This is a genomic window from Reyranella sp. (assembly GCF_004297405.1).
Lineage (GTDB): Bacteria > Pseudomonadota > Alphaproteobacteria > Reyranellales > Reyranellaceae > Reyranella.
Map to the genome: position 1 here is coordinate 1 of NZ_SCVC01000033.1, position 21192 is coordinate 21192.

At 65.3% G+C, this 21192-nt stretch carries 18 protein-coding genes; 10 read left to right on the forward strand and 8 right to left on the reverse strand.

The genetic code is table 11. The annotated features are described in order from the left end of the window. The 5 genes from EPO50_RS21725 to EPO50_RS21745 all read left to right on the forward strand — a co-directional run. On the forward strand, positions 1-3268 hold a 3268-nt coding region (locus EPO50_RS21725), incomplete at its 5' end, for a hypothetical protein (RefSeq protein ID WP_296347404.1). A gap of 71 nt (positions 3269-3339) precedes the next feature. After that, positions 3340-4920 (forward strand): TolC family protein, encoded by a 1581-nt coding sequence (locus EPO50_RS21730; protein ID WP_296347407.1) that lies wholly within the window; start codon positions 3340-3342, stop codon positions 4918-4920. Positions 4921-4922: 2 nt separating this feature from the next. After that, positions 4923-5717, forward strand: coding sequence for an efflux RND transporter periplasmic adaptor subunit (locus EPO50_RS21735; RefSeq protein WP_296347409.1), 795 nt, complete (start codon positions 4923-4925; stop codon positions 5715-5717). Between the two features lie 7 nt (positions 5718-5724). Then, entirely contained in the window at positions 5725-7143 is a 1419-nt protein-coding gene (locus EPO50_RS21740) for an HlyD family efflux transporter periplasmic adaptor subunit (RefSeq protein ID WP_296347411.1), read from the forward strand. Continuing rightward, positions 7140-9242 carry an HlyD family efflux transporter periplasmic adaptor subunit gene (locus tag EPO50_RS21745; RefSeq protein WP_296347413.1) on the forward strand — a complete coding sequence of 701 codons (2103 nt, stop codon included), beginning with the start codon at positions 7140-7142 and terminating at the stop codon, positions 9240-9242. The genes EPO50_RS21740 and EPO50_RS21745 overlap by 4 nt, the downstream gene beginning before the upstream one ends. On the opposite strand, the gene dapA is transcribed toward EPO50_RS21745, so the two are convergent. Beyond that, a complete protein-coding gene (gene dapA / locus EPO50_RS21750) occupies positions 9239-10123 on the reverse strand; it encodes a 4-hydroxy-tetrahydrodipicolinate synthase (protein WP_296347414.1) in 885 nt (294 codons plus the stop codon). The genes EPO50_RS21745 and dapA overlap by 4 nt on opposite strands. An 80-nt stretch (positions 10124-10203) precedes the next feature. Between dapA and EPO50_RS21755 the strand changes: the two genes are divergently transcribed. The 3 genes from EPO50_RS21755 to EPO50_RS21765 all read left to right on the forward strand — a co-directional run bounded on the left by EPO50_RS21755 (position 10204) and on the right by EPO50_RS21765 (position 12093). Continuing rightward, on the forward strand, positions 10204-11097 hold the full coding sequence (locus EPO50_RS21755; protein WP_296347416.1) for a LysR family transcriptional regulator: 894 nt from the start codon (positions 10204-10206) through the stop codon (positions 11095-11097). Positions 11098-11147: 50 nt separating this feature from the next. Then, positions 11148-11363, forward strand: coding sequence for a hypothetical protein (locus EPO50_RS21760; protein ID WP_296347418.1), 216 nt, complete (start codon positions 11148-11150; stop codon positions 11361-11363). A gap of 157 nt (positions 11364-11520) precedes the next feature. Then, positions 11521-12093, forward strand: coding sequence for a GNAT family N-acetyltransferase (locus EPO50_RS21765; protein ID WP_296347420.1), 573 nt, complete (start codon positions 11521-11523; stop codon positions 12091-12093). On the opposite strand, the gene EPO50_RS21770 is transcribed toward EPO50_RS21765, so the two are convergent. The 5 genes from EPO50_RS21770 to EPO50_RS21790 all read right to left on the reverse strand — a co-directional run bounded on the left by EPO50_RS21770 (position 12075) and on the right by EPO50_RS21790 (position 18379). Further along, positions 12075-14411, reverse strand: a complete 2337-nt coding sequence (locus EPO50_RS21770) for an Orn/Lys/Arg decarboxylase N-terminal domain-containing protein (RefSeq protein ID WP_296347422.1) — start codon at positions 14409-14411, stop codon at positions 12075-12077. The two genes, EPO50_RS21765 and EPO50_RS21770, sit on opposite strands and share 19 nt — an antisense overlap. Positions 14412-14424: 13 nt before the next feature. Next, entirely contained in the window at positions 14425-15342 is a 918-nt protein-coding gene (ppk2, locus tag EPO50_RS21775) for a polyphosphate kinase 2 (protein WP_296347424.1), read from the reverse strand. An 87-nt stretch (positions 15343-15429) separates the two neighbouring features. Further along, a complete protein-coding gene (locus EPO50_RS21780; protein ID WP_296347426.1) occupies positions 15430-16524 on the reverse strand; it encodes an NAD-dependent epimerase/dehydratase family protein in 1095 nt (364 codons plus the stop codon). Between the two features lie 65 nt (positions 16525-16589). Next, on the reverse strand, positions 16590-17753 hold the full coding sequence (locus EPO50_RS21785; RefSeq protein WP_296347428.1) for an aromatic ring-hydroxylating dioxygenase subunit alpha: 1164 nt from the start codon (positions 17751-17753) through the stop codon (positions 16590-16592). Positions 17754-17755: 2 nt separating this feature from the next. Beyond that, entirely contained in the window at positions 17756-18379 is a 624-nt protein-coding gene (locus EPO50_RS21790) for a TetR/AcrR family transcriptional regulator (RefSeq protein ID WP_296347430.1), read from the reverse strand. A gap of 141 nt (positions 18380-18520) precedes the next feature. Between EPO50_RS21790 and EPO50_RS21795 the strand changes: the two genes are divergently transcribed. Next, positions 18521-18961 carry a PPC domain-containing DNA-binding protein gene (locus EPO50_RS21795; protein WP_296347432.1) on the forward strand — a complete coding sequence of 147 codons (441 nt, stop codon included), beginning with the start codon at positions 18521-18523 and terminating at the stop codon, positions 18959-18961. Between the two features lie 44 nt (positions 18962-19005). After that, the gene (locus tag EPO50_RS21800; RefSeq protein WP_296347434.1) at positions 19006-19380 is read left to right on the forward strand and encodes an STAS/SEC14 domain-containing protein; all 375 of its coding nucleotides are present in this window, start codon (positions 19006-19008) and stop codon (positions 19378-19380) included. Positions 19381-19392: 12 nt separating this feature from the next. Here EPO50_RS21800 and EPO50_RS21805 read toward each other — a convergent pair whose 3' ends face one another. Next, the gene (locus EPO50_RS21805) at positions 19393-19812 is read right to left on the reverse strand and encodes a GNAT family N-acetyltransferase (RefSeq protein WP_296347436.1); all 420 of its coding nucleotides are present in this window, start codon (positions 19810-19812) and stop codon (positions 19393-19395) included. Between the two features lie 15 nt (positions 19813-19827). After that, positions 19828-21189, reverse strand: coding sequence for a tetratricopeptide repeat protein (locus EPO50_RS21810; protein WP_296347437.1), 1362 nt, complete (start codon positions 21187-21189; stop codon positions 19828-19830). Positions 21190-21192 lie beyond the last annotated feature (3 nt).

The window sequence follows — 21192 nt, forward strand, 5'->3', positions numbered from 1 at the left end:
CGATGGCACGACCGGCCTGCCAGCGACGGGCGCGCAGAACCTCGGCGCCGTCGGTGGCACCAGCCAGTGGTCGAACGACACGATCACCATCGGCACGGTCACCGCACCGGTCAACGATGCGCCGGTGGTGAGCGGTACGGCAACGGTGCCGCCGAGCAACGAAGACACCCCGAGCCCGACGGGCACGCCGGTGGGCACGCTGCTGGGCCAGGGCACGATCAACTACACGGACGGCACCGACACGGTGCCGGGCGGTTCAACCGGCACGCCGTCGGTCGGCATCGCCATCACCGGCAATGCTTCGACGCCGGCGCAGGGCAATTGGCAGTACTCGACCGATGGCGGCACGACCTGGGTCAATATCCCAACCACGGGCCTCAGCGACACGAATGCCTTGGTGCTGCCGAACACGGCAACCCTGCGCTTCGAGCCGGCGCCGAACTGGAACGGCACACCGGGCAGCCTGACGGCACGCGTCTCCGATGGCGACACCGGCCTGCCGGCGACCGGCACGGGCGACATTTCGACGAGCGTTGGTGGCACGGGCCAGTGGTCGGCCGGCACGATCTCGATCGGCACGACGACGCCGCCGGTCAACGATGCGCCGGTAGTCAGCGGTACCGCGACGGTGCCGCCGAGCAATGAGGACACGCCGAGTCCGACCGGCACGCCGGTGGGTATGCTGCTGGGCCAGGGCACGATCAACTACACGGACGGCACCGACACGGTGCCGGGCGGTTCGACGGGCACCCCGTCGGCAGGTATTGCGATCACGGGCAATGCCTCGACGCCGGCGCAGGGTACCTGGCAGTACTCGACCGACGGCGGCACGACATGGGTCGACATTCCGCGGACGGGCCTCAGCGACACCAACGCGATCGTTCTGCCAAACACGGCCGCGATCCGCTTCGAGCCGGCGCCGAACTGGAATGGCACGCCGGGCAGCCTGACGGCACGCGTCTCGGACGGCGACACCGGCCTGCCGCCGACCGGCGCGGGTGATATCTCGACGGGTATCGGCGGCACCGGCCAGTGGTCGGCCGGCACGATCTCGATCGGCACCACGGCTCCGCCGGTCAACGATGCGCCGGTGGTCAGCGGTTCTGCGACTCTGCCGCCGAGCAACGAGGACACGCCGAGCCCGACAGGTACACCGGTGGGCACGCTGCTGGGCCAGGGCACGATCAACTACACGGACGGCACGGACACGGTGCCGGGCGGTTCGACGGGCACTCCCTCAGCGGGCATCGCCATCACCGGTAATGCCTCGACGCCGGCACAGGGTAACTGGCAGTACTCGACTGACGGCGGCACAACCTGGGTCGATGTTCCGCGTACGGGTCTCAGCGACACGAATGCCTTGGTGCTGCCGAACACGGCGACCCTGCGCTTCGAGCCGACGCCGAACTGGAACGGCACGCCGGGCAGCCTGACGGCACGCGTCTCGGACGGTGACACCGGCCTGCCGCCGACCGGCACAGGTGATATCTCGACGAGCATCGGCGGTACGGGCCAGTGGTCGACCGGCACGATCTCGATCGGCACGACGACTCCGCCGGTCAACGATGCGCCGGTGGTCAGCGGTACGGCAACGGTGCCGCCGAGCAACGAAGACACGCCGAGCCCGACGGGCACGCCGGTCACCAACCTGTTGGGTCAGGGCACGGTCAACTACACCGACGGCACCGACACGGTGCCGGGCGGTTCGACCGGAACGCCGGCGGCGGGCATTGCCATCACCGGCAATGCCTCGACGCCGGAGCAGGGCACCTGGCAGTACACGACCGATGGTGGGACAACCTGGGTCGACATCCCGCGCACCGGTCTTGGCGACAACAGTGCGATCGTAATCCCGGCAACGGCGGGCGTGCGCTTCGTGCCGCAGCCGGATTGGAACGGCACGCCGGGTTCGTTGACCGCACGTATCTCGGACGGCACAGGCGGTCTACCGCCGACTGGCGCCGGCGACATCTCGACGGGTATCGGCGGCACCGGCCAGTGGTCGACCGGCACGATCTCGATCGGCACGACGACGCCGCCGGTCAACGATGCTCCAGTGGCCACAGGCGAGACGAAGTTGCCGCCGGTCAACCAGGGCACGGGCAATCCGCCGGGCGCCTCGGTGAAGGACCTATTCAAGGACAACTTCGACGACTCGCGCGATACGGTGCCGGGTGGCTCGTCGGCGCATGAGTTGGCGGGCATTGCCATCACCGGCAATGCGTCGAACCCAACGCAGGGCACGTGGCGTTACTCTCTCGATGGCGGTTCGACCTGGACCGCGATCCCGACGGATCTCGGCGACGGAAAGGCCATCATCCTGCCGTCGACGGCGATGCTGCACTTCGTGCCGAACAGCGGGTTCTCCGGTACGCCCGGTGCGCTCTCGGTCCGGCTGATCGACAGCTCCTCGGGGCCAGTAACCTTCTCGGCCAGCACGGATGTGACGATCAACGGCGGCACCACGCCGTTCAGCAACTCGGTCGTTCCGCTTTCCACGAGCATCACTCCGGTGCCTCCGACGGGTCCATCGGTGCTGCCGAATGTGGTGGTGCCGTCGGATTATCTGTCGAGGGACGTGTTCGGCTTCTACCGGCGCGACATTGGCGGCATGCCGTCCGACTGGCTGGTGGGCTCCAACGTCTATCGCACGATGCTGGCCAACCAGCCCGGTACAGCGGCGGTCTCGACCGACGTCTTCTACGGTACCGCGCCGCGCCAGACGCTGCGCTACGAGGCAGCGTCGATCAGCGGCGGTCCGATCCCCCCCTGGCTGTACTTCGATCCGACGATGCTGACCTTTTCCGGCACGCCGCCGGAAGGGTCAGAAGGTGCCTACGACCTGCGCGTCGTCGCGACCGACCGTCACGGCCGGCAAGCCACGGCCGACGTGCATATCGTCGTGCTGCGCGAGCCGAAGGATGTCCTGGGGCTGCTGCGTCCCACCGTTGTCGTCGATGACGTCATGCGGACGCCAGCTGCCACACCGCCACCGCCACCCGAGGCGGTCACGCCGCCCGACGCTCCGCCGGCTGTCGATCCAGAGCCGCCGGCAACACCGACAGGTGATGGTGCGACTCCGGCCTCACCGTCCGCTCCATCGGGAGACGGCGTGCAGCTTCTGCTGCCGCCGGGAACTGATCCGGCGAATGGGCAGGCAGGTGGGCAGGCGATCCAGGGCTTTGGTCTCTCGCCGCAGCTGCGCGAGCAGACCCAGGCTGGTCGCCTCGCCCGCGCACGAGCCCTGCTCGACGCCCTGGCGGCCTGATCTGCGAAATCGATCTGTGTTTTGCGTGGCCGCTGGGGGCGGCCACGCTTTCAATTTGGGGAGATTTGGGAATGAGAACTGCTGTTGTTTCCATGGCCGCTTCGCTTGCGGCCTTGCTAGTTGCCGGCTGCGGCAATCTGAAGCCCGATGCGATGACGTTGGAGGAGAACGTCCAGCGGGCCCAGGCCGATCGCAAGAAGATCGACCAGGCCTATGTGCCGCTGAGCGGGTCGCTCAGCCTCTCCGAGGCGATCGCGCGTTCGTTGAAGTACAACTACGACGGTCAGCTCGCCAAGACCGAGATCAACATGCAGGAGAAGCAGCTCGATCTCGCTTTGGCGCAGATGCTGCCGAGGCTGGCGGCCGGTGCCGGGTACGATGGGCGCACCAATTACAATGCCGCGCAGAGCATCGACGTCTTCACGCAGCAGCAGAGCCTGACCTATTCGTACTCACAGCAGCCGCAGTTCTCGACCACCGATCTGACGCTGACCTGGAATGCGCTGGATCTGGGGCTGAGCTTCTTCCAGGCCCGCCAGCAGGGCTATCGCGTGCTGATCGCCATCGAACGCCGCCGCAAGGTGATCGATAACATCGTGCGCAGCACGGCAACCGCCTACTGGCGCGCCAAGACGGCGTCGGAGCTGCTGCCGCGCATCGACCCGATGCTGAAAACGGCGCGGCAGATCCTCGAGGCGTCGCGTGCGGCGAGCGCGCAGAATCTGCAGTCACCGCTGGCGCTGCTCGACTTCCAGCAGAACATGGTGATCGTGCTGAGCGAGCTGGAGCGTATCCGCAACGAACTCTCGGCTGCGCGTATCGAGCTCGCGACCTTGATCAACATTCCGTCGAGCACCAACGTGGTTTTCGCGGGTGGGCTGGCAGACAATATCGAACCGCAGTTCGGTCTGAACAACCATCGGCTCGAGGATATCGGCCTGACCTTGCGTCCGGAGCTGCGTATCGAGGCCTACCAGAAGAAGATCGATCAGCAGGATATCTACAAGGAGATCCTGAAGATGCTGCCAGGCATAGGGATGATCGGTGGCTTCAATTTCAACTCAAACAACCTGCTCTACACCAACACCTGGGGCGAGATCGGCATCCGCGCCACCTTCAACCTGATGAGCATGATCCAGGGGCCGCGCGCCATCGCCGTGGCCAAGCAGGCGGTGGATCTGTCGGAAGAGCGGCGAGTTGCACTGAGCGTGGCGATCCTGAGCCAGATCAACCTCGCCATCAACGAGTACGCCAACTCGCTCGACACCTTCAAGACGGCCAAGGACGTCGACCGCGTTGGCGTGCAGATCGGCCGCGTCGCCGACAGCGTGTCGGAAGCCGGTGCACAATCGGAAGCCGACCGCATCCGTCGCCAGCTCACCGTGCTGACAACGCGCATCGCCCGCGACCGCGCGCAGGTTCGCGTGTTGGCTTCGCTGGCGTCGGTCTACTCGGCAACTGGCATGGACCTCGTGCCCGCCGGCGCCGAGTTGCAGGATCTGCCGACGCTCACGGGCCAGGTCGAGCAGGCGATCATCCGTTGGCAGGCTGGCCAGTTGCCAGAGTTGCCCGCAGTGGCGCCGGCTCCTGAGCCCGCGCCCTCGACATCGGCTGCTCCGGTGGCGCCTCTCCATACTGCGAAGGCCGACTGATCATGATCAAATCTGCACTCTCCGCCGTTGCCCTCGGTGCGTTGTCCATTGGCCTGGCCACCGGTGCTGCCGGCCAGAACGGCGCAGGCAATGGAGCGGCCAATCTGGCTTCCAATGGGGCCTCTTCCGCTGCGCAGCCGATCGGTGCGCAAGTCACGGCCCGTGCGACGGCCGTGATCGCCGCGCCGATGGCCGGTCAGCTCGTGGAGTTCCCCGCGGCCGATGGCGACGGTGTCAAGGAGGGCCAGGTACTGGTCCGCTTCAACTGCTCCCAGCAGGATGCGATGCTCGCCCGCGCCAAGGCTGAGTTGACGAAGCGCCAGGACCTCTTGAAGACGCAACAGGCACTGAAGGCGCTCAATGCCTATTCCAAGGCCGACTTTGCGACGGCACAGAACGACGTCGGCGTGGCCACGGCCGATGTCGCCGTTGCCCAGACCGCGGTTGAGAACTGTGTGATCAAGGCGCCGTTCAGCGGCCGGGTCGCCGCCACCTCGGTGCGAAACTACCAGTTCGTCCAGGCCGGTGCGCCATTGCTCGACGTCGTGGATGACCGTGACCTCGAACTCGAGTTCATCGTGCCCTCGCTGTGGCTGGCCTGGCTGAAGCCTGGTGCCGCCGCGCGGCTGCATGTGAGCGAGACGCAGCAGGATTACGACGCCAAGATCACGCGCATCTCGGGCAAGGTCGACGCGGCCAGCCAGACGATCAAGATCTACGGTCGCATCGAGGGCGACACCGGGGCGTTGCTGCCGGGCATGAGCGGCACCGCGCAGTTCGCCGGCGTATCGCGCTAGGTACGCCTTGAGCAGTCCGGCCCCTCAACCGGCGCCGCAGCCGGCACGTCCGGCTGCCGCCCAGGTTCCACCTCAGGCGCCACTTTCGGCGCCTGCTCAAGTGGGCCGCCTGAACCAGCAGCTCCTGCGCATGACGGAGGTACTGCAGCTTGCCGCGCGGGCGCGTGATGCCGGCCGCGAGGAGCTGCCCTTCGTCATCGTCAACGAGACGGTGCGCGCCGTGGCCTACGACCAGGCTGTGCTGTGGGATGCCCGGACCGAGCGCGTGGTCGCGCTGTCGGGCGCGGCGCGCCTCGAGGCGGGTGCGCCCTATGTGCTGCTGCTCGACCGGCTCTATCGCGGCGTTGTCTCGTCCGGCAAGCGAGATGAGGTTCAGAAACTCGGCCCTGAGGCGGTGAAGGGCGATGAAGAAGGGGCCAAGACCTGGCTGGCACCGCATCTTCTATGGTGGCCGCTTCGCGTACGCGGCAACACCGTGGCGATCCTGATGCTCGGCCGACGCACGGCCTGGCAGGACAATGAACAGCCGCTCCTGAACGTGCTCTGCGGCAGCTATGGCCAGGCCTGGGAACTTGCGCGCGCGCGGCTGGCGCCCGTGAAGCTGGGGGGCCGCCGCAAGATCAAGCGCATCGCCATTGCCGCAGCCATCGCACTGCTGGTCGGCGCGGGTTTGGTGCCCGTACGTTCGAGCGCGATCGCGCCGGCCGAAGTCGTGGCCGAGACGCCGGCCTTCGTGCGCGCGCCTTTCGCGGGCGTGGTCGATGCCATCGAGGTGGCGCCCAATGCCGCCGTCAAGGCGGGGCAGCTCATCGTGCGCCTGGAGCGCCGTCAGCTCGATGCTGAATACAAAGTCGCGGGCAAGGTCCTGGAAACGGCAACCGCTCAGTTCCGCCAAACTTCGCAGGAAGCCATCACGGATCCGCGGGCGCGTGAACAGCTCGCTACTCTGCGCGCGCGACTCGATGAGGCGCGTGCCGACTTCGACTACCGCCAGGCACGGCTGGCGCGTGCCGATATCCTGTCGCCGGCCGACGGCATTGCCGTGTTCAACGATCCGGCGGAATGGATCGGCAAACCGGTCGAAGTCGGCGAGCGCATTCTCCAGGTCTCACCACCGACGTCCTCGCGGATCGAGATCGAGCTGCCGGTGACCGAAGCGACTAGTCTGCAAGAGGGCGCCGAGGTGACCTTCTTCAGCAACCTCACGCCGGATCAGCCGGTGACCGGCAAGGTCGTGTTCGTGAGCTATGCCACGACGGTGACGCCGAGCGGCGTGCTGGCCTACACCGCGCGCGCCGATCTCGCGGCGGGGGCGGACCTGCGACTGGGGTTGAAGGGCACCGCCAAGATCTTCGGGCCGCCGCGACCGCTCGCGGTCTGGCTGCTGCGCCGCCCGCTGGCCTATCTGCGCCAGCTCGTGGCGTGACTGCCGCCGCCGTCCTGCCGCCGCTGCGAGAGGACCTCACCCTCTCGCCGGGGCCGCTGTCGGAAGGTCAACCCACCTGGTCGATCTACGATCCGGCGCGCCATCGCTTCGTGCGGTTGGGCTGGCTCGACTTCGAGATCCTGAGCCGCTGGGGCCTGCGCGCACCCGACGCGATCCTGGCTGCGATCGCCGCCGAAACGACCTTGCGGCCGAGCACCGACGATATCGTGCGCTTCGCCAAGTTCGCACGCGGCGCGGGCCTTCTGCAGGCGACCACGGCGGCCGAGACGGCGCAGATGGCCGCTGAGCGGGCATTCGAGCGCAAGTCCGCGGCCTCCTGGTTGGTGCACAATTATCTCTTCCTGCGCCTGCGGCTGGTCAATCCCGACCGCTTCCTGACAGCCGCCCTGCCGTTGGTCCGCTGGATATTCACGCGGGCCGGCATGATCGGCATCGCCACCTTGGGTGTGTTGGCGCTGTTCCTGATCTCGCGTGACTGGGAACGCTACAGCCACAGCCTGATCGAGCAGACCACGGTCGACGGGCTGATCCAGATGGGCATCGCCATCTCCTTTGCCAAGGTGTTCCACGAACTGGGGCATGGCTTCGCGACCAAGCTCTACGGCTGCCGTGTGCCTTCGATGGGCATCGCGTTCCTGGTGATGTGGCCGGTGCTGTGGACCGACACGACCGACGCCTGGCGGCTCACGGATCGTCGGCAACGGTTGGTGATCGATTCCGCTGGGATGGGCGCGGAAATCCTGATCGCCGCCGTGGCGTCGATCGCCTGGGCGGTGCTGCCGGACGGGCCGACACGCAGTGCCATGTTTGTGCTCTCGAGTTCGACATGGCTGCTGACGCTGTTGGTCAACATCAGCCCGCTGATGCGCTTCGACGGCTACTACATCCTTTCGGACCTGCTGGATTTTCCCAACCTGCAGGAGCGCGGCTTCGCCTATACGCGCTGGCTGCTGCGCGAGATGCTGTTCCGGCCCAATGTCGCACCGCCGGAGCAACTGCCGCCGCATCTCGTCCGGGTAATCGTCACCTGGTCGATCGCGACCTGGATCTACCGCTTCTTCCTGTTCATGGGCATTGCGGTGCTGGTCTACCACCTCACCTTCAAGGTCCTGGGCGTGGTGCTGATGGTGATCGAGATCTGGTTCTTCGTCGCCCGGCCGATCGTGAAGGAGCTGGGCGTGTGGGCCAAGCTGCCGACGGTCCGCAAGCCCAATCGTTACACCTGGGGCACGCTGGCGGTCTTTGCGTTGCTGCTGTTGGCCCTGCTGGTGCCGTGGCGTGGCCGGGTTGATGCACCGGCGTTGCTGCGGGCCGAACGTCAGGCGGTGCTCTTGGCGGCTGAGCCGGGCCGGCTCGTCTCGATGATTAGCGAGAAGGCGCGGGTCACCGAGGGGCAGGTCCTGTTCCGCATGGACTCGGTCGAGATCGATCACGATATCGCTGCCGCCCGCGCGCAGCTCGAAGCGGCGCAGGCCGAGCAGACAGCCGGCACCTACAATCCCGAACGCCGCCGCGCTCAGCAGGCGACCCTGGCGCGCACCTCGGAGGCAGGCGCAGCTCTGGCCCGCTCGGAAAGTCGCGCCGGCAGCCTCGAAGTTACGGCGCCCTTTGCCGGCGAAATACGAGACATCCCGTCCGACCTGCGCGTCGGAGCGCAGATCCGCCGGCTGGAGCGGCTGGGCGTTCTGGTCGCGGCCGAGACCTCGGTGGTCGAGGCCTTCGTGTCGGAAGCCGATCTCGATCGCGTCCAGCCGGGCGCTGCCGCGCGCTTCATCCAGGTCGACGGTGATACGCTCTCGCTCAAGGTCGCGGAGGTGGCGCATGCCTCCACGCGGGCGCTCGAGGTGATCGAGCTCGCCTCGACGCATGAAGGGCCGATCTCGGTGCGCCGCGGACCGCAGAACACGCTGATACCCGAACACGCGCTCTATCGTGTCCTGCTGGTCGGCGAGCGGCCGCTGGGTACGACCACGTCGCGCACCGTCGGCACCGTCGTGATCGATGCGCCGCCACGCAGCATCGCCGACATCATCTACCGGCGCGCCGTTGCGCTCTTCCTGCGCGAGGCCTCGCCCTAGGCTGCTGCGCGCTGGTCGAAGTAGGCGTCGAGCCGCTTGGCCAGGCCGTCGGAAATCCGCGTCAGCGGCAGCCGGCATTCGGGCGAGGCGATCAGGCCCTGCCGCCACAGCAGATACTTGATCGGCATTGGATTGGCTTCGGCGAAGAGCAGCGGCACGAATTGGGCAAGCGGCACCCAGGCAGCGCGCGCGCCCACCACATCGTTGGCCGCAAAGCGACGGCCGACCTCGATGAAGCGTTCGGTCATCAGATGGCTGGCTGCCAGGATGCCGCCCTCGGCGCCGTGCGCCATCATGGTGAAGTAGAGCGCGTCCTCGCCGGTCAGTATGGAGAAGTCTGCCGGCTTGCGCGCTAGTAGCTCGAGCGATTGCGCGATGCTGCCGGAACTGTCCTTGGCGCCGACGATGTTCGGAACCTGAGCCAATTCCAGCAGCGAATCGTTGGAGAGGTTCACGGCCGTGCGATAGGGGATGTTGTAGATCAGCACGTCGCGATCGGTCGCTGCCGCAATTTGGCGGAAGTGGGCAATCAGCCCGTCCTGGCTCGGCCGGTTGTAGTACGGGCAGACCGACACGATGCCCTCGAAGGGAATGCGCTCAAGTCGCTTCAGTGTCTTCTCGACCTTGCGCGTGGCATTGCCACCCACCCCGACCAAGATCGGAACGCGGCCGCGCACCACGGCCGCAGTGCGCTCGACCACTGCGTCGATCTCCGCTTCGTCGAGGGTAGGGGATTCACCGGTGGTGCCGAGCGGGAACAGACCGTCGGCGCCAGCCTTGATGTAATGCTCGACCAGGCGGTCGTAGCTCTCGAAATCGACGGCACCGTCCTTGAACGGCGTGATCAGCGGCACCCAGAGGCCGGAAATGCGGGTTGTCATGGCGTCACGCTATGCCTGGCTGTAAAATAAGAAAATCGAATGTTTTTGATAATATCGTTCACTTAACGTTATATATCCCGATGCGTAGGGATCTCGATCTGGCGCTGGTGCGTGCCTTCTTGACGGTCGTCGAATCGGGCGGCGTTACGCGCGCGGCCGCCGTCCTCGGCATGAGCCAGGCGGCGGCCAGCCAGCAGATCAAGCGGTTGGAAGAGGCATTGGACTGCCGCCTGTTCGAACGCCAGGGTCGCGGTCTTGTCCTGGCGCCGGCCGGCGAGAGATTGCTCGCGCAGGCGCGCCGGCTGGTGGCGATGAACGACGAAGTCTGGTCGTCAATGCGCACGCCGCAGTTCGAGGGCGAGGTTCGCTTCGGCGTGCCCTACGACATCATTGGCAGTTTCGTGCCGCCGATACTGCGCGGCTTTGCCAAGGCGCAGCCGCGCGTCCGCGTCTCGCTGGTCTGCGAAGACTCGAAGATCGTACGCGAGCAGTTGAAGTCGGGAGGCGTCGATCTCGCGCTCACGACAGAGACGGAATGCGGCCGCCATGGCGAAACCTTGCGCACCGATCGTCTGGTTTGGGTGGGTACGCCAGGAGGCGATGCGCATCTCAAGGATCCGCTGCCGGTGTCTCTCGGTGCGCCGACATGTGTCTTCCGGCCCATTGCCATCGAGGCCTTGGGCAAGACGCGACGTGACTGGCGCGCGGTCTGCGAGGTGAGCCGGCTGGAGCCTGTCTATGCGGTCCTCGAAGCTGGCCTTGCCGTTGCACCGTTGTTGCGTTCCTCAGTGCCTGAGCGCTTTGAAATCTTTGCCGGTGCGGCTGCGCGTGCCGCAAAGCTGCCGTCGCTGCCGGAGTTCCGCATCAATCTCTATGCGCCGCCGGGCCTCAGTCCTGCCGCGCGCGATCTCGCAGATCATGTGCGCGCAAGCTTCTCCGGCCGTCCGCGCGGGAACCAGATGCCCAACAATTGATACCAAGCGACATCTGTTGAGATGGCTGCCTGCCGCCTATCCTCGCGCGCATGAGATTTCTCCTCGGCTGGGGCTTCAAACTGGGTCTGCTCGCCATCGCCTATCTGGCGTTGACCGGCGGCCTGTCGCTCAAGCTGCCGCAGACCGTGCTGGGCTACGAGGTGCCGCGTGAGGCGCACCAGTGGGCCGAGCGTGCCAACGGTCTCAATGAGTTGACCGACAAGGCGCAGTCCAGCGCCAAGACGATCGTCGACAGGGTGAGATAAGAGTTCAAGAGGGGGCGTCCAAGGGGCCTGGGGAGTTCGCTTTCCAGGCCCCTTGTTTTTTCCGGTCACGCCCTCCAGCGACATCAAACCGTCACCGACCCATGTTTGATCCGGACCACGGGCATGTGGTTCGGTGGAGGGCACAGTGGACGGTGCAATGAGTGACGCAGTTCGAGAGACGTCGCGCGACGTCAGCGTGCGGCCTTCGACCGAGACCGACGTGCCGGCGATGGTGGCGATCTATACCCACCACATCACGCGTGGCTTGGGCGAGTTCGACCCCGAACCCATGCACGCCGACGACATCAAGCGCCGCCGTAAGAACATGCTGCGCCGCCGGCTGCCGCATCTCGTCGCCGAGCGCGGCGGCGCTGTCGTGGGCTATGCCTATGCCGTGCCGTTCCGCAAGCGGCCAGCCTATCGCTACGCCGTGAAGCACTCGATCTATGTGCACTCCGAGCATCTGCATTCGGGTATTGGCCGGCTTCTCCTGCCAGCCCTGATCGATGCCTGCACGAGCGCCGGCTTCCGTCAGATGTTCGCCTATATCGACGCCGACAACACGGCCTCACAGAAGCTGCACGAGGTTCATGGCTTTCGGCGGGTCGGCCTGCTCGAAGGCGTGGGGTTCAAGTACGGCACCTGGACCGACAGCCTGCTGATGCAGCGCGCCATCGGCGACGGCGCGACCACACCTCCAACCGAACTGGCCTATTCCCGCACCACATAGGTGTGGAAACGGACAGCACCGTCTCTGTCGACTTCGCGATAGATGCCCTGGATCTCGACCTCGAAACCGGGGAAGAGGTTGGCCGCCTTCTCGAACATGCCGAGATAGTCGAGCATCGGCTTGGCCCGTTCGTCGAGCCGTTCGCCGGGAACGATGCTGGCGATGCCGGGCGGATAGACCACGAACATGGTCGTGGCGATGCGGCCGGCAGCCTGATCGATCGGTACGTAGTCGACATTGTTGCGCACGAGCTGGCGCACCGCTTCGTGTGGCGGCATCGCCGGCGTCGGCATGTGCTCGGGCGCGAACTGCGCCTTTTGCAATGTGCTGACGGCGCTGTCGCGAAAGAAGGCATGCATCTCCGAGCAGAGGTCGCGCAGCCGGAGGCCAGAGTAGCGAGCTGGACGCCGCCGCACGAACTCGGTGATGACATCTTCGAGCCGTGCATTGTCGTCGTGCAACCGTTTGAAGGCCACGAGGCTCGACAGCAGCGTACCGGCCTTGCTCGATTCGACGCCCGGCGTTAGCAGGAAGAGCAGGGAGTTCAGGTCGTTTTTCTCCGGCACGACCTGGTTTTCGCGCAGATACTGAGCAACCACGGGCGCGGGAATCCCATGCGCGGCGTAGAGGCCGCTTTCGCGGTCGAAGCCCGGCGTCAGCAGGATCAGCTTGTTGGGATCGGTGATCGCATAGCCCGGTGCGACATGGCTGAAGCCGTGCCAGCGTTCACCAGGAGTAAGCTCCCAGTAACGCGCATCCGTGGCCAGGTCGTCGGTCGGCACTTCCTCCCATGCCGAATTACGGCCGTCGACCGATACACGATCGGGTACGAAGGCTTCGAAGAACCAGCGACGTACCGGATCGCGCTCCTTTTCCTCGAACTCACGTCGGACGGCGCGAACCTTCTTGCGCAGTTCGATGCCGAGGCGAATCGTGTCGTCCCACAGCACTTCGCCCGAACGGCCCTTCATCATCTGCGCGCCGACGTCGAGCGAGGCGAACAACGGATAGAAGGGCGACGTCGAGGCGTGCAGCATGAAAAACTCGTTGAACCGTCGATGTTCGATGCGGCGGCGCTGTCCCTCGATGTGGCTGTCCTTGACGTGGATCTGCGAGGCCTGGCTGAAGCTCGCGAGCTGCTTGTGCGCCGATTGCGTGGCGATGATGCCAGGCGCATCGGGGCCGAGGCCGGCGAGGCCCATGGCGAAGCGGCCGGCATAGATCGGGTGGAACTTCATGAATCCCGCCCAGGCTTCGTCGAACAGGATGTAATCGCAAAGGTGTCCGATCTTCTCGACGATCATGCGGGCGTCGTAGATCGTGCCGTCGTAGGTGCACTGTTCGATCACGGCAACGCGGAACGGGCGCTCACGCTTCCAGGCGTCCTTGTCCTCGATCAGCGGATGGGTGCGGATCTTCTCGCGGATGCGGGTTTCGTCGAAGGCTTCATGGAAGATCGGGCCGATCAGGCCATGAGTATTGCGGTCGGTCTCGAGGAAAACGGGAATGCCACCACCCAGGAACAATGCCCCATGGTGCGCCGCCTTGTGGTTGTTGCGGTCGAACAGCACCAGATCGCCTTCGGCGACCAGCGCCTGCAGCACGATCTTGTTGGATGACGACGTGCCGTTCAGCACGAAGTAGGTCTTCTCGGCCCCGAAGATCGCCGCCGCTTCCTGCTGGGCCTTCAGCGCCGGGCCCTCGTGGACCAGCAGGTCGCCGAGATCGAGCACCGAGTTGTCGAGGTCGTCGCGGAACACCGCTTCGCCCAGATGCTCGACGAAGATTCGGCCGATCGGGCTCCTGTTGTAGAAGATGCCGCCATTGTGGCCGGGGCAGGTCCAGAGCTGGTTGCCTTCCTCGGCGTAGTCGACGAGCGCGCCGAAGAATGGCGTCTTCAGGGTCTCGGCATACTGCTTCAGCCGGCTCACCAGGTTCTTGGCGATGAACTCCGGCGTTTCCTCGGAGAGGAAGATGTAGCCGTCGATATAGTCGAGCACTTCGACCGGGATATCCTCGAGCCGCTTGCGGCGGACCAGGATGACGATCGGCATTTCGAGGCCGCGCCGCCGCATCAAGTTAATCAGCGCAACGGCCTTGCCTTCGAGGCCCTTCTTGCCCCAGTCGACGACCATGCAGCCGACGGCGGCGTCGGTCTGGACCGCGATCTCGGCATCCTCGATGCGCCGGGCGCGCACGACCTGGAAGCCGAGCCTGTCGATGGCAGCGGTGATCTCCCCCAGCCGGTGGCCTTCGAGGTCGTCGGTGTCGAAGGCCGGTGTGCAGAAGAGGAAGGTGAAGCGCCTGAAGAAATCCATCAGTTGAGATCCGTCAATAGACTGCAGGGACATAGAGTTCGGGCGCGACGGGCGTGCGCAAATAGTCGGGCTTGTGCTCGCGCTGCGGCAGCACGATAGCGTCCTGCGTCACCTCCTGATAGGGCACCTGCTGCAGGAGGTGGTGGATGCAGTTGAGCCGCGCCCGCCGCTTGTTGTTGCCCTCGATCACCCACCAGCGCGCCTCGGGGATATGGGTGCGCGCCAGCATCTCCTCCTTGGCCTTGGTGTACTCTTCCCAGCGGCGCCGGGATTCGAGATCCATGGGAGAGAGCTTCCACTGCTTCATCGGGTCATGGATGCGCATCAGGAAGCGGAGGTTCTGCTCCTCGTCGGTGATCGAGAACCAGTACTTCACCAGGATGATGCCGGAGCGGACCAGCATGCGTTCGAACTCCGGCACGGTCCGAAAGAACTCCTCGACCTCGGTCTCGCTGCAGAAGCCCATGACGCGCTCGACGCCGGCGCGGTTGTACCAGCTGCGGTCGAACAGCACGATTTCACCGGCGGCCGGCAGGTGCGCCGCGTAGCGCTGGAAGTACCATTGCGTCCGTTCGCGTTCGCTCGGCGCCGAGAGGGCCACGGTACGGCAGATACGCGGATTGAGCCGCTGCGTCACGCGCTTGATCACGCCGCCCTTGCCGGCGGCATCGCGGCCCTCGAACAGCACCACGACCTTGAGTTTGTGGTTGATCACCCAGGCCTGCAGCTTGATCAGCTCGCGCTGCAGGCGCAGCAGCTCGGTGAAATAGAACCTGCGGTCGATTTCGTTGTGTCGCGTCAGATCGGGTTGATCGGGCAGGTGCGACAGCAGCTCGTCGCCAAGCTCCAGTTCGAGCTCCTCGTCGAGGCTGTCGGCCAGCTCGCGGCGGACGCGGTCTTCGAGCGTGTCTCTGTTCAGTTTACTGTCCATGGCAGGCCCTCCGTCACGTTCCGTCGTATAACGCGAGCGGAAGGTGAGCGCTGCCCGTGACAGTTTCGCGACAGCTGGAAGGAGTCTCTAGGGCTTGGGCAGCAGTCGTTTCGCCTGCATTTCGGCGAAGCATTTGCGAAACATCGCCTCGGTGTCCATCACTTCGGTGAAGCCGGCCTGCATCAGCTTGATGGTCGAGACGAGGGCGGCCGGCCCGGGTTCGGTGCGGCCAAAGCCCATCGTATAGTCGGCGTACTCGAAGGAGAGGCCGACAAACTCCCTGAGAGTCCCGGATACGAGACCGTGGGCGGCGCGGATTTCGGCCCATTCGGTTTCATGCGGGCGGATCTCCTGGTCGAGTTCCAGGGGTACATGCTCGCCCGGTGCAAATCCCAGGGCGTCGGCGATGGCGGGCCAGACGTTCGGCCAGACGAACACGTCGCCGTTGGTGACGTTGAAGATCTCGTTGCGCGCGGTGGCGGCCTCTCCGGACCAGGCAATGGCGCGCGCCAGCAGGTCGCCATCGACCGCCTGGGCGACCCGTCCGACGCCACCGGGATAGTCGAGATTGGTCTTGCCGGCGCGGCGCATCATGGCCGCATAGACGCCAAGGGCCGGGATGACGTTCATGGCGCTGCCGACCGAATCGCCCACGATCAGCACCGGCCGCAGGATCGACCAGGTCCAGTCCTTGCCTTTCTGCTGGGCGCTGAGATAGCGCTCCTGGTTCCAATAGAAGTTCGGCTGCTCGTGCATCTCCGAGCGGTTCTCGCGCGCCGGCACTGTGAGCGGGCGGACATGCACGCCATAGGCCTTGGTGCCCTGCAGCAGCGCGACATGGCGTAGTCCCGGTGCGGCTTGCTCCAGAGGGCCGAACAGGTTGCGCAGCATCTGATCGTTGGTGCGGATCTGCTCATCCTCGCGCCAGCCCGCGACCAAGCCCGGTTGCTCGTAGAGCGCAGCATAGACGAGATGTGTCACCCCGGCGAACTCGGGGGCGAGCTTAACGCAGGCGGCTTGGTCGGTGAGGTCGAGTGGCAGCCAGCGCGCACCATAAGTTTCATCGGGGCGGCGGCGGGAGAGGGCGACCACCTCGCAACCAGGTTCGGCCGCGAAGTGTTTCATGGCGGCGTAACCGACGAGGCCGGTAGCGCCGGCGATCAGGACTTTTTTGCTCGGCATGGGACGCTGTCAGCCTAGCACGCTCTTGGCGCGGGCAAAGGCTGTGCGTTCCGCCGGTCGAGCCGTCAGTTCAGCGCGCGGTCGAGGCTGGTATGGAAGCGCTTCAGATTCTGTTCCAGCCGGCCGACGATCAGCCGGTCGTTGGCGCCGCTGGCCAGCCCGCGCTGGATCTGCTCGCAGATCGGCAGATCCTCGCTGTTGAACACGCCGCGGTCGATCAGGTCGAAGGACCGCGCCCAATGCGCGTCGGCCTTGTCGTCGCCGGGAAGATGCGGCGTCAGCATCGAATGCACGAACAACGTCTCGTCAGGCGCGATGGGGAACAGCCCGAGATGGCTGACATAGTCCGGGTGGTGGATGACGATCGTGTTGGGAAACACGTAGTGCACCAGCGTGCCATGCTCGCTGAGCGTCCAGCGCTCGGGCGGCAGGTCGCGTATTTCCTTGGTGCGGTCGCGCGCCGCGAGAAAGCGGATGTGCGGGCCCAGCGGATCGCTCACCGACACCGAGTCGGTGAAGAACGGACCGATGGTGCCGGCATGCAGCCGGGTCACATGGTAGATCTCGAGGAAGGCCTCGACGATCAGTTTCCAATTGGTGGCACGCCGACTGGTGCTCTGACGATAGAAGCAGTGGCTGCCGAGAGCGGCCGCGTCGAGATCATCGTCGACGCCGTTCAGGAACGACGCCATGTCGGGCAGGCTGGCCGCTGGATCGAGCATCGCCCAGATCATGCCGTGGCGCACGACGGAGGGAAGCTCGCGCAGGCCCGTCAGGTGCTTGTCCAGGGTCGGGAAGGCCTCGGCGCGCGGCACGCCGGCGAGCGTCCCGTCGAGGCGGTAGGCCCAGCCGTGGTAGGGGCAGACCAGGCTCTGGCGGCGGCATGGCTCGCCCTCCTCGACGACCAGTCGTGCGCCGCGATGACGGCAGACATTGAGCAGGACCTTGATGGCGCCCTCGCGCGTCCGCGTCACCAGCAGTGGCACGCCGCAGATCTCGCGCGCCATCACGCTGCCCGGCTCGCGCAACTGGTCGGCGGGGCCGAGGCACAAAGGCAAGCGGCGGAAAAGGCGCGCCTGCTCCTGCTCGAAGCGGTTGCGGTCGATGTAGATCGCGGGATCGAGGCTGGCTTCATCGGCCTGCCAGTCCGGGCTGGTACGCCGGTCCATCTCGCCCAGCAGGCGCTGGAAGATGTTCTGCCAGTAAGGTTCTGCCGCCATCGTCGTCATGGTCAGGACTCCTTGTAAGGGCGGGCCGAAACGGCCTGCAGGCAAAAGGCAGTCACGTCGCGCGCCAGCGTGGCGGCGTTGGGTTGGTGGTCGGCGTCTTGCGCCAGCGGACCGATCAGCCCTTCGGTCAGCGCGCCGATCAGGCCGGCGGCGGCGAGGCGGGCGTTCTGCGGCGGGAAGTCACCGGCCGCGATGCCGTCGGTGATCAGGCCCTCGAACACATCGGCGAAAGCGCGGCGGGAAATGAGGCGGGCGGCATCGACTTCCGGCTCGGCCGGCTCGGCGATCATTGCCCAGGCAAGCCGCCGCGCCCGCACGGCGCGCAGCGCGAAGACCCGCACCGCATCAGCGAGCCGATCCATCGCTGTGCCTTCGGAGCGCGCCACGGCGGCGAGCACCGCGAGCTCGTGACCTGCGTTCAAGGCCAAGGCTTCGGCGAAGAGCTCTCCCTTGGAGGGGAAGTGCCGATAGACCGTGCCGGTCGCCACGCCGGCCGCTTCGGCCACAGTGGCGACCTGGGCGCCCCGGAAGCCGACTTCGCCCACGACAGCGCGAACCGCCTGCAGGATGCGATCCCGCTTGTCCTGGAGCTGTTCCTGGACCCGCTCGGTATGGCGATAGGCCATGATGTGAATTCCGGTTCAATTCTTGGTAAAGAAATGAACCTAGATTCAATTCATGTCAATCCCCTTCCACGGTTGTCCTGCAACGACCGGCGGGTTGGCGGGTTGAGTCGCGACCGTTGTCTCGTGACAGGAGCATTCCCGATGCAATCCAAACTCGTCTTCGAGGAAGCAGGTGAGCGCACATTCGTCCTCGTTCTGGCCGCCGGCGAAGAGGCCTTTGCCGCGATCAGCGATTTTGCGATCAAGGAGAGCCTGTCGGCGGCGTCATTGACGGCGATCGGGGCTTTCGAGCGCACCACCCTCGGCTGGTTCGATCTCGCAAACAAGACCTACAAGCCGATCCATATCGAAAGTCAGTGCGAAGGGCTGAGCCTCCTGGGCGACATTGCGCTGGGTGATGACAGCAAACCCAGCGTCCATATGCATGCCGTGATAGGCCTGAGCGATGGCACGACCCGCGGCGGCCATTTCCTGAAAGGCATCGTGCGACCGACGCTCGAAGTCACGATCAACGAGACACCGGCACGGCTGCGCCGCCGCCAGCGGCCGGAACTGGGATTGGCGTTGATCGATCTGTCATAGAAATCCGCAGCCGGCCTGACCTACTCTCAGGGTCAGGAGGCGGCATGCCCTTGCACGTGGAAATTCACCGACTGTCCCGAACGATCATCATCGTCGCACGTGGCCAGATCACCGCCGAGGACGTCGACCGCTGTGCCCGGGAGATCGTCGATGGGAACGTACGGCAGTTCGCCAAGATCATCGATGTTTCGACATCGACCTCCGACGTGACGGCGGAGCAGATGGAGCGCATTGCATCGTGGTTGCGTGGTGGCGATACGACGCGTGGAGCCATGGCGTTCGTGGTCGATCCCGAACGCGGACAGGCGGCACAAACTTTCGCCGATGCCACGCAGGGTGACCGGCCTGTGAAGCTGTTCCGCAGCATTCACGAGGCCCGCCGCTGGATTGCAGAAGTTTCAGGTGGGTTCGGTGGCTGAGAAGGCGGAGTCCTACCGCTCGCGTTTGAAGTAATAGGCGTCGGGCATCCGTGGCATGCCGATGCGATCGTAGAAACCGACAGCATCCGGCATGGAGGCCAGGATCAGGCTGACCCGTGGCCCAAGCTGGCGGCGCGTCTCGTCGATCAGGCCTTTGCCGACGCCGAGCCCTTGCGCCTCTTTCGAGACGGCGAGTTCGGAGAGATAGCAGCACCAGGAAAAATCGGTGATGCAGCGCGCGATCCCGATCAGCTTACGGTCGGCTCGGTCGAACCGGGCCGTCACGACCAGATCGGCGCCCCGCAACATCTCCCCCAAACGCGGCAAGTCATCCGTCGGGCGCGCGAGGCCCGACTCGAGCAGAACGCACCTGAATTCGGCCGGGTCGAGGTCGGTTTCCCGAACATAGACGACACTTTTGACTGAATTCATGGGCCTCATCCCGCCTTAGTTGAGGCCGTAGACGGAGAATTGCCGGGCGACCTCGGGATTGATTGTTTCTGCGGCTCGCTGGTCTGCCTCGCCACCGGCCTGGTTGCCATTCTTGATCCTGGCGAGGCCACGACCATAGAGCGACAGCGCCCGGTTAGGATCGATGTCGAGCGCTGCATTGTACTCGTTCAAGGCCAAGGCCGGATCGCCGAGCTTGAGATAGATGAAGCCGCGGGTATCGCGGACGTCGAGATTGATCGGCATCAACTTCAGCGCCGTGTCGCAATCGGCGAGGGCCTGCACGAGATCCTGGCCGGCAATGGCGCGTGTCAGGCCGCGATTGTTGTAGGCGAGGCCCAGTTGAGGGTTCAACGCGATGGCGGAGCTGTAGTCGGCGATCGCCTTTTCGTACTCTTTCTTCGCGAAATGAGCATAGCCGCGATTGTAGAAGGCAAGCGGATTGCTTTGATCGATCGAAATGGAAAGATCCAAATCGCGAATCGCCATGTCGAGCTTGCCTTCGCCCAGGTAGATCGCGGCGCGGTTGCTCAAGGCGTCGGCATTGCGAGGGTCATGTTTCAGGGCGACATCGTAGTTTTGCAGCGCCGCCAACGAATTGCCGCGCCGCCCATAGGCCAGCCCGCGCATCAGATAGGCCAAAGCATTTTCGGGGGCGAGGCTCACGGCGCGGTCGAGATCGCTCATGCCGCGGCCGAAGTCGCCGAGCTGGGTGAAGGCGTCGCCCCGGCGGATCAGGGCGTCGACATTGTCCGGTTCGAGGACGAGAACCCTGTCGAAGTCCTGGATTGCCCGGTCATAGGCGCGCTTGCGGGTCGCCAGCAGGACGCCCCGGTTGAGGAAGGCGAGCGAGGCACTGGGGTCGAGCTTGATCGCTTCGCTATAGTCGGTGAGCGCCTTGTCGGTTTGTCCAACCGCGTCCAATGCCGCGGCACGCCGATAGAGGTTCAGGGCGTCGGGATTGGTCGAGCTGATGAGCTGGTCGTAGCGCTGGATCGCGTCGAGATAGTCTTCGCTGGCCAGCACCTTGTCGCCGAGCATCGTACGGGCGACACCGCGCATGAACCGTGCCATCGCCACTTCTTGAGGCTGGAGCTGATGGCTCTGAAGCGCCCTGGAGCAAGCCGCTGCACGCTGCGCAGCATCGGCGATGGAAGGAGGCTTCCGTTGCGTGCAATCGCCATAGGCCACCTTGACCTCGGCGGGGGACAGTGCCGGCGTCGTGGTTGGCGCAGGCGTCGCTGGCTTGTCGGCCTCCAGTCGACTGGGAGAATTGAGGTATCCGACAGTGAGGACGGTAACGACACCTGCCGCTACCACGCCGGCGGCCGAGACGATGAGAATCTTGAAGATGGACAAGCG